Source organism: Fibrobacter sp. (assembly GCA_024399065.1).
GTDB lineage: Bacteria > Fibrobacterota > Fibrobacteria > Fibrobacterales > Fibrobacteraceae > Fibrobacter.
Map to the genome: position 1 here is coordinate 1 of JAKSIB010000056.1, position 14246 is coordinate 14246.

A 14246-nucleotide genomic window follows, 5' to 3' on the forward strand; every position below is an offset into this window, starting at 1 on the left:
TTAGAAATTCTCAACGAAACACTTGAGGATCCGCCCTCCATATTTTCACAACCTATGGATTTAGTGTATTTTCATAAGAGGTAATTATTGAAACATCGGGTGCGAATATGAATAAGAAAATCTTTCTTGCGGCAACGCTTGTGTCCGTTTCGTCCATGGTAATGTCTTGCGGAGACGATGAATCCGTAAACAAGAACCCTGATGACGACCCCACTCTGGAACAGCCTGGCGACTCACTTGACCAGGAACTACCTGGAGATGATTCCGGTGATATTACTAACCCGGAACAGCCCAAGGATTCCCTCAATCCTATTCAGCCTAAAGACAGCGTCTCTCAAGAGCAGCCTAGCGACCCTCTCGACAAGGATGATGGCATAAAGAACGTGGCGAAGTACGATATCGCACTCACTATTGAAGATATCATCGTGGACTGGTTTGGCGGCGGCGGCGAAAAGGACACAACTAACAACAGCTTTACCTACAAGCAATACGCCAACAACTATTGGGATATTCACGACCTGGACACGGACGTTTTCACCAAGGTTGAGATAGCTTTTACCAAGGCCGTTGAATACGACAATATTGACGTAATCGCAACCTACAGCGACGAAACCAAGACAACGGAAAGAATCTCTAGCGGTGCAAAAAATTTTGCATTGACCTTTGAACCGGGCAAAACTCTCGTTAGCTTGGCACTGGTCGTAAGCCCCGACACACCTAGTGATGCAGCGACCATTAATTTCGGTAAAATCATTATCCGCGCAAAGGACTCTGACGGCACTGTAAGCAAGATGCCAGTGAAGTCCCCAAAACTGGGCGTGGGCAATGGCAACCCTATTCTGGATTTCCAGTACTGCGCAGACCCGACCGCCATTGAATACAAGGGACGCCTCTATGTGTATGGAACCAATGACCATCAGCAGTACGAAGAAGGTGTCAGCAATACTTACGAGAAGATCAAGACTTTGGTAATGATGTCCACCGACGATATGGTCAACTGGACTTACCACGGATTGATTCCTGTCGGCGAGGTGGCTCCCTGGATTATGGCTTCATGGGCACCAAGCATCATCAGCAAGGAACAGGCCGATGGCAGCACCCTCTTCTCCCTCTATTTCTCCAATAGCGGTTTTGGCACCGGTGTTATCCAGGCAAAGTCTCCGGTAGGCCCGTGGACATCTCCTTTGAGCAAGAGCCTTATCGATGGCGACCATCCTGTTGTAAAGGGCAGCGGTTCCATATTTGACCCAGGTGCTGTAATTGACGACAATGGCGATGGATGGCTTTCGTTTGGTAATGGTCAAGGCTGGATCGCCAAGCTCAAACCAGATCTGCACTCTCTCGATGGGGATCCGGTCAAGCTTCCGTCCCCGTTCCATTTCGAGGCTAATGAGCTCAATTATATTAACGGCAAGTACGTGTACACCTTCAACAACGATTGGGATGACCATACGCCCTGGGATTGGGGTGGCGAGGCGCCAACTGCCTGCAGCATGAATTACTTTACCAGCACCGAGCCACTGAATCCCGATTCCTGGACCTACGGCGGAAACTACTTCAAGAACATGGGTGAAAATGGCATGACCTACGGCAACAACCACACCCATCTCCATAAGTATCAGGACAAGTGGTATCTGTTCTATCAGGCAGCAATTCTTGAGGCTTCCATCGGTTCCCATGGCGGTTTCCGCAGCATCTTGGTTGACGAAATCGAGGTGGACGAAGCAAAGGTTGTCATCAAGGAAGCTACGCCGACTTACAAGGGCGTAAAGGCTATCAAGAATCTTGACCCCTATATTGTGCAGCAGGCATCAACAGCTGCGGCTACCTTGGGCATTCGCTATGTGCAGACAGAGGAACCGGGCCACATGGTGGCTACAATCGGAACTCCCAGCAAGGACGGCCCCGCACCTACAGAAGGCATCATCGAAGTTCGTAATGTAAATTTCAGCAGTGCAAAAACTTTGAAGGCTTTGGTGAAGGGCAAGGGTTCTGTAACTCTCCGTCTTGATAAACGGGATGGTGCAAACGTTGCCACAGTCAACAGTTCTGCAAGCGACTGGCAGGAACTGGAAGCAAAGTGCAGTGGCATCACAAGCGGCGTTCACACCGTCTACTTGATAATCAAGGGTGAAGTGCAGTTCGATACCTGGCAGTTCGCGAACTAGTTGCTCAAAATTTCCTACAGATTCTGGTAGAATAAGAAAAGAGTAATTTGCATTTTTTGCAAATTACTCTTTTTTAATTTCAAACGACCACTTAAACGATTTCTTCTAGCATACTACTGGAAATTCACACGGATTTCGTAGTGTCCCTTCGGTAGCTTGTTTTTCTGGATGTTCAGTTTGTTGTATCCCGTATGAACTTTACCGCTGAATTTTCCAACCAATCGGCCTGACATGTTGTACACTGCAACTGTAGCAAAGCCATCACGAGTCGCATGCAGAATACCGCGATTCAAGTCGAAGGTTGCCACGGCTGCGTGGGTCAGGGGAACAGTGGTGGCAATAGCCTGTGTATCGCTCTGGTCGCCCTTTTCCACGATGATTTCATTGGCAGTTTGCTTGACGCCCGCAATATCAAAACCAATCTGGTCCATATTGGGTCCACCATCGGTACTGAGGGATTGCAGCTTCAGCACATTGCCCTTGGTCACAAGATCCGCCTTCACGGAAACGCTATCCCAGGTCGTCCATGCTCCGGTAGGCGGAAATTCGATAATCCCGTAGTTTACGTCGTTGATGAACAGTTCCATGGGGCGGGCCGCCTTACCGCCATTTGCAAATCGGAATGTCACGACAACTCCGGCCTTGCCCTTTTCGGCAACCAGATTCCACACGCCATAGCTTTCTGCAATGTTGGAGAAGTTGTAGTAGCCTTCATCGCGCCAACCTGCGTTGGTTTCCTCGTAAACACCGTGAGCGTCATTGGGGTAAGCCGCATTCACGTCACTAACAACCTTTGCATCAGCAACAAGTTCTGCGTTAAACTGCACATTAACGGAGCCTTCCACCACAACGGTTTCGCCACCATCGTCAATCGTCTTCACAGAGAACTTCTGAAGGCCGGTCTGAATGGGCGTTCCGCTCAAGGTAATTGTCTTTGCAGTTGCATCCACCGTGGCCTTGATTCCGTCGGGAAGGTCCATGGCCTGGGCACCACCGCATTCGTCGTAAGCAAGAACAATGTCCTTCAGGGCTTCGCCCTTGAACAGTTGCTGGTTCATGCTTCCAGACTGCACCACCAAAGAAGGCCCTGCAGTCAAGTCGCTATTTTCTACAAGAACTTCCACCCGTCCGGTGTATTCCGTTCCGTCATTGCCCTTGACGGTATACTTAAAGGCGGTCAGCCCCATAAATCCCGGATTAGGCGTAAAGCGTGCGGTGTAACCATTGTCCAGCAGCGTGACTGATCCGTTTTCCAAACTCATGACGCTGTACTTGGGAGCCACAGGCAGAAAGCCCTTGGTAATGGATCGCAGGTCAAAATCGACAGAGCCGTTCTTCAGCACGCGGGTGTGCATAGCCCCAAGCCAGTTGATGTACTTTTCGATGTTGGCGTAACCATCGCTACCGATGACCATGGCGTCATCCTTGCCTATGTTAAAGCCCATGGCTCCTTCAAAGTAGTCAGGCATGCCATCCTTATCGGTATCCACTTCGGGCTTGCCGGCGATGACTTCGCCCCAGCCATCATTTTTCGTTAGGCCCATAGCGCCAACGGATTTGACCAAGGCCCCCTCCTTGCCCAAGGTACTTGCCTGGTACCAAATCAAGGAATCAATGTCATCGTAGGGCAAAACGCCGGACTGGGAATTCACCAAACGCCAGGCGGTTGCCGCGCTATAAACCGGATTCTTGTTGGTCATCTCGTTCCAGGGTTCCTTCAGTTCCTCGCCCGGGCCCTGGTAATAGTAAATGCTGGAAGCCCCGCCGTTCAAGACACCGTCGCGATTGGTGTCGATCATGTTGCCGCTGGCGTAAATACTTTGGTTCTTATCCACCTGGAACCAGGGATTGCTCCCCTTGGGGCCATACACAAAGTAGTTGTTTACGATATCGTGCTTGAAATGAGTGGAGGTGTGGGTGGTGTAACCCGCTTCAAAATTATAGTGGACATTGTTCACGAAAACGTCGTTGATTTTATCCAGGGGATTACGATTGTGGGTGTTGATGAAGGCGTTGTAATACCAGGCCCAGGTGCCGTCTACAGATTCAATGTGGGCGCCGAACTGCTGGCCGATTGGGTTTGCCACCAGAGTGTTCTGGACTGTAACGCCGGTAATGCGATAGCTTGCATTGTCGGAGGAACCGCCGAAATTATTCCAGGGAGCAAGTTCAATGGAACAATGGTCTACGATAATGTTCTTGGAATCATAAAGATTCAGGGCGTCATCTTTTTCGGAGGCGGTATTTTCACCGGGGCGGATTCGCAAGTAACGAATAATGATGTTGGACTGTTTGCCGGTCGAAACTTTTCCACCGTGAATGGCAATGCCTTCGCCGGGAGCTGTCTGGCCTGCGATGGTGATGTTGCTCTTGACGGAAACTGCGGTCTTGATGTTGATGATGCCGCCTACGTCAAAAACCACAATGCGGTTGGGCGCGCTTACAGCATCACGGAAAGAACCCTCGCCAGAATCGTTCAAATTGGTTACGTGGTAAACAGTGCCACCGCGGCCACCTGTAACGAACTCGCCAAAGCCAAGCGCCTCCGGAAAAGCCTTTACAGCATCAGCTGCAAAAACGGAACCCGCAATAGAAACGAGCCCGAGACCAAACACCCATGATTTAAATCCCATACAAAACTCCAATGACAGTACACCAAACCGTCACCTATGAATATAAATCAAAAAGCGCGTGAAGGGCTAGCCGCCCCATAGGTAAACCGTAGTCTTTAGACAACAATCTGTACAGGAACTTGCTATTCTAAAATTACCGATTCTCGTAGCGATTTCCGAAAACCAAGGTGTTATCCTTGGCACCGTTCAGGTTCACCAGGCGTGTGGGATCGTAGCGCAGGCTCTTGGCGATGCTGCTCTTCAGCATTTCCTTGCGTTCGAAAAATTCCTCGGGAGTCTGGGCGGTGAGCAACGTCTGACGAACATGCATCGCCGCCGCATCGCTTCCATTGGAAACGCAAACCTTGTTGCCCGGGATTAAATAACCAGCACTGGATTCTCGAACCTCGAGCCTCGAACCTGGAGCCTCGTCCTCCACAAATCCTTTGCAGAGTCTTGCGCCCAGCTGCTTTAAACGGCCCATAGCACCCATTTCTGTGCGGCCTTCTTCATCCAGGAACTTGTAGTAGATGGAGAACACGTCCAGGGCCTCTTCGGCGGTAATGATGTGGGCGGGCTTTCCTTCCCAGGCGTCGGCAATCTGCCCGAAAATCCAGGGGTTGTGCATGGCACCGCGGCCGATGCTCACGCCAGCGACGCCGTAGGTATTGATGCGTTCCAGGGCGCATTCCACGCTGTTCACGTCGCCGTTACCTACCACGGGAATCTTGGCGGCAGAAGCCACCTTCCCGATCCAGTCCCAGTTGGCCAGGCCGTTGTAGCCCTGCAGGCGGGTGCGTCCGTGAACCACCAAAAGTTCCACGCCTTCGCCCTCGGCAATTTTCAGCGTTTCCATCACGTTGATGGATTCGTCATCCCAGCCGATGCGGCACTTCAAAGTCAGGGGAATGTTCACTTCGCAAGTATCCAGCGCAGCACGCACATCGTGCAAAATCTCTTGCAAGCGGGGCAAATCACGAAGCAGGCCGGAACCGCTGCCCTTTCCCGCCACCTTGGGGGCCGGGCAGCCAGCATTTACTTCTATATAGTCAGGATGGAGGCCGTCAGCGATCTTTTTCGCCGCCGCAGCCATCTTATCGGGATAGCAACCGAAGATCTGGATGCCAAAAGGCTTCTCTTCCGGGTAGAATTTCAGCTGTTTATGGCCTGTAAGGCTGAAAACCTCGTCCGCATTGGTAGGAACGAACTCAGATACCAACAGTCCCATGCGGTTTCCGGACAAAACACGGCACAAACGGCGGAAAGGAGCGTCCGTCACCCCGTCCATGGGGCTCAAAATGGTGTTGGGAAACACCTCTAAGTCCCTTAATTTGAAGGACTTAACGGCCGGTTTTAAACTTTCAACATCTTTCAACATATTAACAACAATTATCCACAAAAAGTCCGCAATGTTCTACCCGAAAAAATATTTAATTTCGAGCGCACATATACACTAACTCATTGATAAACCTATATTTACGGTGTGGCAAATATAACTAAACAGACTCTCATTCAAGAAATCGCCAAGTCCACTGGATTTGTGCGCAACGATATCAAGACCGTCATCGAACAGTTTCTCGACCTGGTGGGCGAAAAGCTGATCGAGGGCAACACCATCGAGATTCGCGGATTCGGAACCTTTAGCTGCAAGCCCCGTAAGGCTCGCCCAGCCCGCAACCCTCGCACTGGCGAAACCGTCCTCATCGAAGACCGCCTTGTTCCTACCTTCAAGTTCAGCAACGAAATCAAGGACAAGATCAATTCCCTGGAAGCCCTGGTGGAAGGCGTCAACGCCGAACTGGAATCCAAGGATAGCGACGTCATTCTGGCTGTAAAGTCCGAAGAAGAAGACGCTTAGTCCTAGCTGAACCGAGTTCAGGCTCCTCCTGCGCAACCAGGCGGAGATGGTTTAGGTTATACACAGAATTTTAAAGCCCCGGTTTTTGAACCGAGGCTTTTATTTTTTACGACGAACCTTCGCGAAGTTCTTACTTCGTCAAACTCGCGACTTCTTCTTCAGTCATAAAGCGCCAGCCGCCTGTACCCAGGGTAGTGTCCATGGTAACAGGGCCGATGGATTCGCGGGAAAGGGTCATCACGTGGTTCCCGACAGCGGCGAACATGCGGCGCACCTGATGGTACAAACCTTCACCGATGGAAATGACCACGGTATTTTGCACAGTGCCGTCCGCGACAGTCACCAGTTCCTCGGAAAGTTCGCGGGCAAGTACCGGACGGCGTTCGTCCTTCAGCATCACGCCCTTCAGGAGTTCAGCCTTCTGTTCCGCGGTAAATTCGCGGGCCAGGGTGACGCGGTACTTCTTGAGGTAGCCTTTCTTGGGGCTTTCCACCTTATGGATGAAATCGCCCTGGTTGGAAAGCAGAATAAGTCCGGAGGAATCCGCATCCAGGCGGCCAACAGTCTGCAGGCCCATGGCGGTAAAACGGTCCGGAAGAATGCTGTAGATAGACTGATGGTCGCGGGCATTATGGCTGCATTCCACATCAAGAGGTTTGTCCATCATGATGTACAGTTTTTCCACCGTGGGAACTTCCTCGCCATTGACGGTAATGACCTCGGGGCGCGTTTTGAATTCCACGAAGGGATCGTCCACCACCTCGCCATCCATTTCCACCATGCCGGCGCGGATGAGAGCGCGGGCTTCCTTACGGGAGCCAAAGCCAATCGAAGCTACCAAACGTTCCAAAGTCAAAGCAGGCATTATTCCTCCGCCAACATCTTAACAATCTTAGATCTAATCCAGCCCAGTTCCGGCAATTCATGAGTCTTAAGCACACGGGCCCTGCGACGCCAGAACTTGAAGCCGAGAATCGCACCGAAGAAAAGTACGGTCACAATCACACCAAGGATTCTAAACAAATTAATGGAAGCAAAAATCTTACCTCGGGCGCACAGCTCATGATCGCGGGTCCAGTCCATGCGGAGGTCCCAGGCACCGACAAAGGGGAAACTTTTCAAAATGCCATTGAGGGCGGCACCGTAACCCATGGTCACGTAGTCACCGCGGATCCCTTCCACAAAACAGTCCTGGAACTTGGCGCGAAACAGCTTGAGGATGGATGCCAGAAGTTTTCGAACAGCCCAGAAAGCGGTCTCGTCAAATTCCGGAGTCAACAGGATGGTCCAGAATTCAGTTTCCGTGAGCTTGGGCTTTTTTTTAGGCTCCAGGGGCGAGGCACCAGGCTCGGGGTTCGAGATTCCAGGTTCCAAAGGCTTTTCTTCCGCAGCCTTCAGCGCAGCAAGCTTTTCCACCGGAGCCTTGGGCGCGGTACTCGTGACAGGCTCCAGGCGCGAGGTTCGAGGTTCCAGGCTCGAAGCTCCAGGTTCGAGGTTCGAAGCGGACTTCTTCGGCTCAACTTTTTCTTCAACCTTCTCTACAGGTTTCTTCTTTTTAGGCGGAACATAGACCGGCGCAAAATCCGCGTCATCCAAATCATCAGCAGACTTCTTGTCGGAATCTCCCTTGAAAGATTTCTTCCCTTCACACAGAAGCTTCTTGAACAGGTAGACACGGCCATTTCCGCCATTCAAATCTGCCCTGAATTCAATTCTAAAGCGGAACGGAAAAAAAAGGACGACCAGCGCCACCAACAAGATGATAACGCCAATGATCGTCCAGATGGAAATTCCAGCCAAGGGAATTACTTCTCCGCTTCGTCAGCCTTCTTGCTGATAACGTCGATCAGTTCTGCAAAGCTCTTGGTCTTCAAGATCTGGCCGAACTGTTCCTTGTAGTTACGTGCAGTGGACAAGTCATCAATGACCAAGTCCCAAGCCTTCCAGTTACCGTTCACCTGGCTCATCTTGTATTCAAGAACAGATTCCTTGCCCTTGTTCCAGAGGTGAGCCACAACGGAAGCTTCTTCGCCGCCCTTCTTCATCTTTGCCGGTTCGTAGATGGTGGAATCGGCGCGGTAAAGTTCCAAACGCTTTGCGCTGGAGTTACGGACCATGCGCTGGAATTCAGCCACAAACTTTTCCTGGGAGGCTGCGTCCTGCTTTTCCCAGTCGCCCTTGGAAAGGGACTTCTTTGCCAAAAGTTCAAAGTCGAAGGATTCGTTGAGCAGAACCTTCACGCGTTCGGTTTCCTTGGCACTGCGGCTGGACTTCTTCAGCAAAGCCTGGAGTTCCACGTCCTTCTTCTTGATGGCGGCAACAGGATCTTCTGCGGCAAATGCCATCAGGGAAACGCAAGCGATTGCAATCATGATTTTCTTGAACATCTTAAACACCTCACTTATTCATATAGTCTGTATGGAAGTCCTTCAAAGACATACCCATGGCGGAAATCAGCTGAGCATACTCCACATTGTACTTGCACACGGCGAAGTAGTAGTCCTTCTGCATCATCACGTTCTGCGTATAGGCGGAGACCAGGTCTCCCGTCTTGGACTTGTCCAAATCGTACTGCATGGCGGCACCCTTCAGGATTGCCTCGGATGCACGGAGACTTTCCTTCAGGGCATCCATCTTATCCTTGGCGGCCATCAACTGGTAATACTGTTCCTCGGCTTTGGCTTTCAAACCATTGGCGGCATAGTTTTCCTTGGCCTGCAAACCACGGTAATCCGTTTTTGCGGCGCGGTACTTTTCCCAGTTCTTCCAGAAGTTCAAATGGTAGCGGACGCCAACACCAATGGCACCTTCCAGCTTGTTCACGGCATCTTCTGCGAATGCACTCTTCTGCATCACGTTACGGTTGCCAGCCCAGCTCTTTACGTATTCGAACTCACCCATCACAAAGAATTCCGGAGCAAGCTTTGCTTCGGCCAGGTCCACCTGGATACGGCGGGCACGAAGACCGGCAGAAAGTTGCTTCAGTTCGGGATGGTAAATTTCAGTCAGGCGAATCACTTCATCCAATGTGGGAATCGGTTCCGTGCGGGGCACCAGCGCAGAATCCTCTGCAGCAAAGGTATCCTCGTCGCGCATGTTCAGGGAGAATCGGATGGCAAGCATCACGCGCTTCATTCCCAAATCCGCCTCGATAACACCTTCCTTCACAGTGTGCATCTTGGCCTTCAAATTCAGCAAGTCCATCTGGGAGACGTTGGGATCGTCGTCATCCAAAGCTTCTTCCAACTGGTCGTAAGCCTTGTCCACCATGGACTGGGCCTGCTTTGCAATTTTCTGCATTTCCTTTGCCAGCAGGTAGTTGTAGTAGTAGGTCTGCAGTTCCACATCCTTCTTGTGGACCTGATGTTCAATCTCGTAGGTTTTCTGTTCCAGGTCCGCTTCCAAAGCCTTTTTACCGGCCTTGTACTGACCCAAGTTCAATGGCTGAACAAACTTACCCTGGATTCCCCAGAAAGGGCCCATTTTCTTAAAGTCATAAACCTTGGTGGTGTCAAAACCGTGGAGTTCGTCACCGGTAATATCATCCTTCAAACCGGGAGCCGGGCCCACCATCATGGCAATATTGAAGGTTGGCAAAATAGCCTCGGCCTTCAAGGCGCTAATCTTGTTTTTCTTGGATTCGGTGCCCAAGCGCATTTCAGCAACCTGTGGGTCCGTAGCAATACCTTCTTCCACAAAGCGATCCAGGTCATAGCGGACTTCACCCGCCATAACTACGCTTGACAAAAGAAATAGTATTAGACAAAACACCATGGTATAAAAGTAGCAAAATGGCAAGGTCCACGGCAAACGCACAACGCCATTTTACCATTCTACAAGAAGGAAATCTGGGTCAAGTCCTTGTATTTGGAAATCACGTGGTCGTAGTAGCGCGTAGGCAGGGGTTCACCCTTTTCAAGCAGGCGATCCACAGCGGAATGGCCCAGGTTGTAGGCGATCAAGGCCTCCTTCCAACTGCCATATTTTGCAATGAGGCGGATCAGGTAAGCGGAGCCCACCGTCACGTTGATTTCCGGCTTCAGCAAGTCCTCTTCCTTTTCGATTTTCAATCCGAAATGGGAGCCCATCATCTTGGCGGTTTCAAGCTTGATCTGCATGAGGCCCAAGGCACCGGAAAATTTACCGGACTGCATGCGGCCACGGGCGTTAGGATTGCCTCGGCTTTCCTGGGCAACCACCGCCAAAATCAAAAGCGGGTCCATGGCATAGGATCTGGAAATTTGCCAAATCTGTTCCGTAAGCATGGTGCGCTGTTCTTGAGTCAAACGGTTCTTGGAAAGGTAAGCCAACGCCTTGTCGATTTTCACATAATCCACAGTCCACTTGCCCCAAGTGGAAAGCTGTTCCAACTCCCCGCGAAGCACAGTTTCTTCCTTCGCCAATGAAGTCTGCTCCATCTGACGGGTAAACCAGTACGACGCAAAAAGGCCAAGGCAACCAAGCCAAAGCATCACGCCGATACACAGTGTCACGGGAGATATGTGAAGACTACTTTTCAAGTCTGGTATTCTCTAAGTATTCCAAATAACCCACCCAGTCCTGAATCAAGCCAAAGGAGCTGAGCATCGTTGTATCTTGAATAACGCCCAGTTTGCGCAAGGGACCAATGGAAGATTCCAACTTGTCGATTTCGCGGATGTAGCGTTCCTTCTGGTTCTGCAGAGCGATAATTTGAGCCTGCTTATCAGAAATATCATGTCCCTGAATAGATACGATTATAAACAAAGTAACAAACAGACCCAACATCAACGCCAAGAAGGACACGGCAACGCTGGGGCTCAGGGAAATACCAGAGCGGGAACCATAGTGAATACCAATTTGCTGGAGTTGCTTTTTCGTACCGGACTTTTTATAGGCGGCTCGGGTTTCGTAAATCTCGAAAATATTTTGATAACGTTCAAAATACTTGTACAGTTCCTCAGAGTAGAAAATCAAGATCAAGGTGGATTTTTGTGACTTGACTCGGCTCAGCAATTCCAGGAAAAAGTCGATGTAATGATCACTGGTAAAATGAGCGTTCTGCAAATTCAAAAAGAAGAAACAGCCAGGACCGTCCACCAGCATGGCAAGTTTTTCCTTGACCGCGGAAAACTGCGGAAATCCAAGAGAACCTGACAGGGAAATTTCCACGTCGTTTCCGCGAGATTCCACCTGAATATCAATCAAATCTGACTTCATGGATTACCTCTTGGAAATATGGGCGGAAAGTTTGAAAGCCTGTTCTTCGGTGCTGCCAAGGCTAATCTTCCAGAAGGGGAAGAGGCGAACGCCCTGGATATCTTCAGGGGCGGCAGAAGCCGAAGCACTGAACAGCGGAGCCACCAGGAGAGCCACAGGCTGTTCAAAATCAAAACGCAAATGACTGGATGTAGTCTTGTCGTGAATTTCCACAGACTTTGCATCGGGGTAAATCAGCGGCTCGCGGAAGTCGAACACCAATTCCTTGCCGTCGATCTTGATGCCGCCCTTCTTTTCGCCGCAAGCGAGAAGGCTCGTTTCTATAAGGGTACCAAAGAAACCCTTGAACGGAGCAAAGGCTGTGTTCTGCACATTGTAACTCAAGGTGAAGTCAGAGCCAGCGGCGGCAAGACCATATTCCTTTCCTACATGGACAAGGCCTTTCTGTTCGCCTAGTGCAAAATGCTGTTCCGAAAGCAACTGGATGTCGGTGCCATCGTCATGACGCTTGATCTGATAATCGTAGGGAGAGTTCAGCACACCTTCACGGTCGGACAACATCAAGTCCAGCTTGGATGCCGAGAAATCGGAATTGGGCAACATGAAATCCAAGAATCCCAAAGCGGGTTCGCCGTCATCGCGCCAAGCGCCCAACATGCTGACCTCGGAAGCCTTGGTGTTCAGGATTCGCAGAACACCGCCGCCGAAGTAATCCAGCATAAAGGAGTAGTCGTGATTTTCCGCCCAGATCAGTTTGCGGCCTTCCAGCATGAAGTCTGCAATTTCAAGACGGATGCCGTCAAAGGAGGACATTTCTGCTAGCTGATTTGCGGCCTTCAGCAAGAAACGGGAACCCCACCAACGAACCAAAGGGGAACGCATACCTTCGCCACTAGGCAAGTCTCTGTAGAAAATAGGAGACATGGCAGGCAGAAGCTGCTGGAAAAATTCCTGTTTTTCTTTTCCCTGAAGGTTAGCATCTGCTCGACGGAACAAGGAAAGAAGAGACTTGTGCAACAAGTTCACTTCAGGACGGCGAACCAGAAGTTCACGGCAGGTCTTTGCCTTGTTAGGCAAGCCAATGCGGCGGCCAGCAGAAAGAAGGAAACTGATACGGCCTTCGGAACTCTGCTCGTTCACAACGCTACTTACAGTCTTCGTCTGCAAGTCATTTGTTTCCACAAAGTCAATCAAACGTTCGAAGAAAGGAACGATGTCGCCAGGTTTCGGCGGAATATCAAGTGCAACAACAGCGGTCTTTCCGCCTCTGCAGTAAGGTTCCGCAATTTCCTGCCACTGGAAATCGTCATTCTCGATGGCCTGCGACAAGCGTTCGGATACAGGCACTACTCGCAGGAACGACCCCTTGTCTTCAACAGAGTACCACCCGGACACAGGCGTCGTTCGGCCCAGCGCATCCTGCAATGCAGATTCCTGAACTAGTGCGTATTCAAAACGGTTCTTCTCCAGAAGTTCAGTCATCTCCATTTCCCACACCATGGAGGAATTGAAGTAACCGCTGGGCTCGATGCTGAAATGCTTCCAGAGGAGTTTGCGATGTTCATCGAGCTGCATTGCCTGCAACTCAGACGGGAACAGCGGTAGCATGGGATCATGATAGCCACCGCCAAGAATTTCAAGATAATCTTCTTCGATGGCACGCTTGAATCGCCCGAACATCAAGGGACGAGCCGCTCTGTTTGCGGCCTCAAGAGTAGGACCATCCATGAAAATAGAAAACCGGACTTTGCCCGATTCCAGCATTTTACTCATGCCAGAAAGGATGTTGTGAGCCACTAAATCAAGTTTCTCATACGCCGTAGAAGGGGGCAACAAAAGTACGATAGATATAACCGGTTTCATAAGTATAAGAATAGCAAAACTACAGATGGAAAGACGAATAAATATGCAGCCCGTGACAAATAACAACGGGAAAAAATATGCCGTACAAAAAGTACGGAGAGAGCCGCCCTCGCGGGGCGTCGCCGCAAAACCGGTCGGGAGACGCCATGCGACGTGCCAGTGCCGCAAAACCGGTCGGGAGATGTGCCGGCGCGGGGGCAATGTACGGGCAATGTTCGGCGGCAGGGCGCGGAAACAAGGCCGAGGGACGGCCGAGGGATGGGAGGCGCGAGTGCCGAAGCCGTACGCGTGATGTCCTCCCGCGGTCATGTCCACGTCGGGACAGAGCAGGACAAGGCGTGCGCCGCGATTACGCCACAAGGCGAGAGAGGCGGCCACCGGTAGGTGGACATTTCCGAGCCGCAGGCGTAACTGTCCGAAGGAAAGCAGCCGTAGTCCGCTACGGCGAGAGGTTGGTGCACAACGCCGTAATGCGACGGTCCCCGGCGCGTACAAAAAAGAAAAGCCCCCCTTGAGGTTTACCTCGAGGGGGGCGTGAATCCAGCA

At 51.0% G+C, this 14246-nt stretch carries 11 protein-coding genes; 2 read left to right on the forward strand and 9 right to left on the reverse strand.

Going from position 1 to position 14246, the window contains the following annotated elements:
• The first annotated feature begins 107 nt into the window (after positions 1–107).
• Positions 108–2168 carry a glycoside hydrolase family 43 protein gene (locus MJZ25_15540; GenBank protein ID MCQ2125587.1) on the forward strand — a complete coding sequence of 687 codons (2061 nt, stop codon included), beginning with the start codon at positions 108–110 and terminating at the stop codon, positions 2166–2168.
• A 113-nt stretch (positions 2169–2281) separates the two neighbouring features.
• Here MJZ25_15540 and MJZ25_15545 read toward each other — a convergent pair whose 3' ends face one another.
• Both MJZ25_15545 and MJZ25_15550 read right to left on the reverse strand, forming a co-directional pair.
• The gene (locus tag MJZ25_15545) at positions 2282–4801 is read right to left on the reverse strand and encodes a hypothetical protein (GenBank protein MCQ2125588.1); all 2520 of its coding nucleotides are present in this window, start codon (positions 4799–4801) and stop codon (positions 2282–2284) included.
• Positions 4802–4934: 133 nt separating this feature from the next.
• Positions 4935–6068, reverse strand: coding sequence for a tRNA-dihydrouridine synthase (locus MJZ25_15550; protein ID MCQ2125589.1), 1134 nt, complete (start codon positions 6066–6068; stop codon positions 4935–4937).
• Positions 6069–6263: 195 nt separating this feature from the next.
• Here MJZ25_15550 and MJZ25_15555 point away from each other — a divergent pair, with 195 nt between their 5' ends.
• On the forward strand, positions 6264–6638 hold the full coding sequence (locus tag MJZ25_15555) for an integration host factor subunit beta (protein ID MCQ2125590.1): 375 nt from the start codon (positions 6264–6266) through the stop codon (positions 6636–6638).
• Positions 6639–6768: 130 nt separating this feature from the next.
• Here MJZ25_15555 and MJZ25_15560 read toward each other — a convergent pair whose 3' ends face one another.
• The 7 genes from MJZ25_15560 to MJZ25_15590 all read right to left on the reverse strand — a co-directional run bounded on the left by MJZ25_15560 (position 6769) and on the right by MJZ25_15590 (position 13700).
• Positions 6769–7503: a pseudouridine synthase gene (locus MJZ25_15560; protein MCQ2125591.1), complete on the reverse strand. Its 735-nt coding sequence runs from the start codon at positions 7501–7503 to the stop codon at positions 6769–6771.
• On the reverse strand, positions 7503–8438 hold the full coding sequence (locus MJZ25_15565) for a hypothetical protein (GenBank protein MCQ2125592.1): 936 nt from the start codon (positions 8436–8438) through the stop codon (positions 7503–7505). Before MJZ25_15565 ends, MJZ25_15560 begins: the two co-directional genes overlap by 1 nt.
• A 5-nt stretch (positions 8439–8443) precedes the next feature.
• The gene (locus tag MJZ25_15570; GenBank protein MCQ2125593.1) at positions 8444–9025 is read right to left on the reverse strand and encodes an ABC transporter substrate-binding protein; all 582 of its coding nucleotides are present in this window, start codon (positions 9023–9025) and stop codon (positions 8444–8446) included.
• A gap of 10 nt (positions 9026–9035) precedes the next feature.
• On the reverse strand, positions 9036–10385 hold the full coding sequence (locus MJZ25_15575; GenBank protein MCQ2125594.1) for a TolC family protein: 1350 nt from the start codon (positions 10383–10385) through the stop codon (positions 9036–9038).
• Positions 10386–10471: 86 nt separating this feature from the next.
• Complete coding sequence (locus tag MJZ25_15580) at positions 10472–11131, reverse strand: transglycosylase SLT domain-containing protein (protein ID MCQ2125595.1); 660 nt, start codon at positions 11129–11131, stop codon at positions 10472–10474.
• 16 nt (positions 11132–11147) lie between these two features.
• Complete coding sequence (locus tag MJZ25_15585) at positions 11148–11837, reverse strand: hypothetical protein (protein ID MCQ2125596.1); 690 nt, start codon at positions 11835–11837, stop codon at positions 11148–11150.
• A gap of 3 nt (positions 11838–11840) precedes the next feature.
• On the reverse strand, positions 11841–13700 hold the full coding sequence (locus tag MJZ25_15590; protein ID MCQ2125597.1) for a DUF1926 domain-containing protein: 1860 nt from the start codon (positions 13698–13700) through the stop codon (positions 11841–11843).
• Positions 13701–14246 lie beyond the last annotated feature (546 nt).

Bases quoted from the DNA above. Each gene is read 5' to 3' on its own strand.
- MJZ25_15545 (MCQ2125588.1), bottom strand. From the start codon at position 4,801: ATGGGATTTAAATCATGGGTGTTTGGTCTCGGGCTCGTTTCTATTGCG.
- MJZ25_15570 (MCQ2125593.1), bottom strand. From the start codon at position 9,025: ATGTTCAAGAAAATCATGATTGCAATCGCTTGCGTTTCCCTGATGGCA.
- MJZ25_15540 (MCQ2125587.1), top strand. From the start codon at position 108: ATGAATAAGAAAATCTTTCTTGCGGCAACGCTTGTGTCCGTTTCGTCC.
- MJZ25_15550 (MCQ2125589.1), bottom strand. From the start codon at position 6,068: ATGGACGGGGTGACGGACGCTCCTTTCCGCCGTTTGTGCCGTGTTTTG.
- MJZ25_15590 (MCQ2125597.1), bottom strand. From the start codon at position 13,700: ATGAAACCGGTTATATCTATCGTACTTTTGTTGCCCCCTTCTACGGCG.
- MJZ25_15585 (MCQ2125596.1), bottom strand. From the start codon at position 11,837: ATGAAGTCAGATTTGATTGATATTCAGGTGGAATCTCGCGGAAACGAC.
- MJZ25_15560 (MCQ2125591.1), bottom strand. From the start codon at position 7,503: ATGCCTGCTTTGACTTTGGAACGTTTGGTAGCTTCGATTGGCTTTGGC.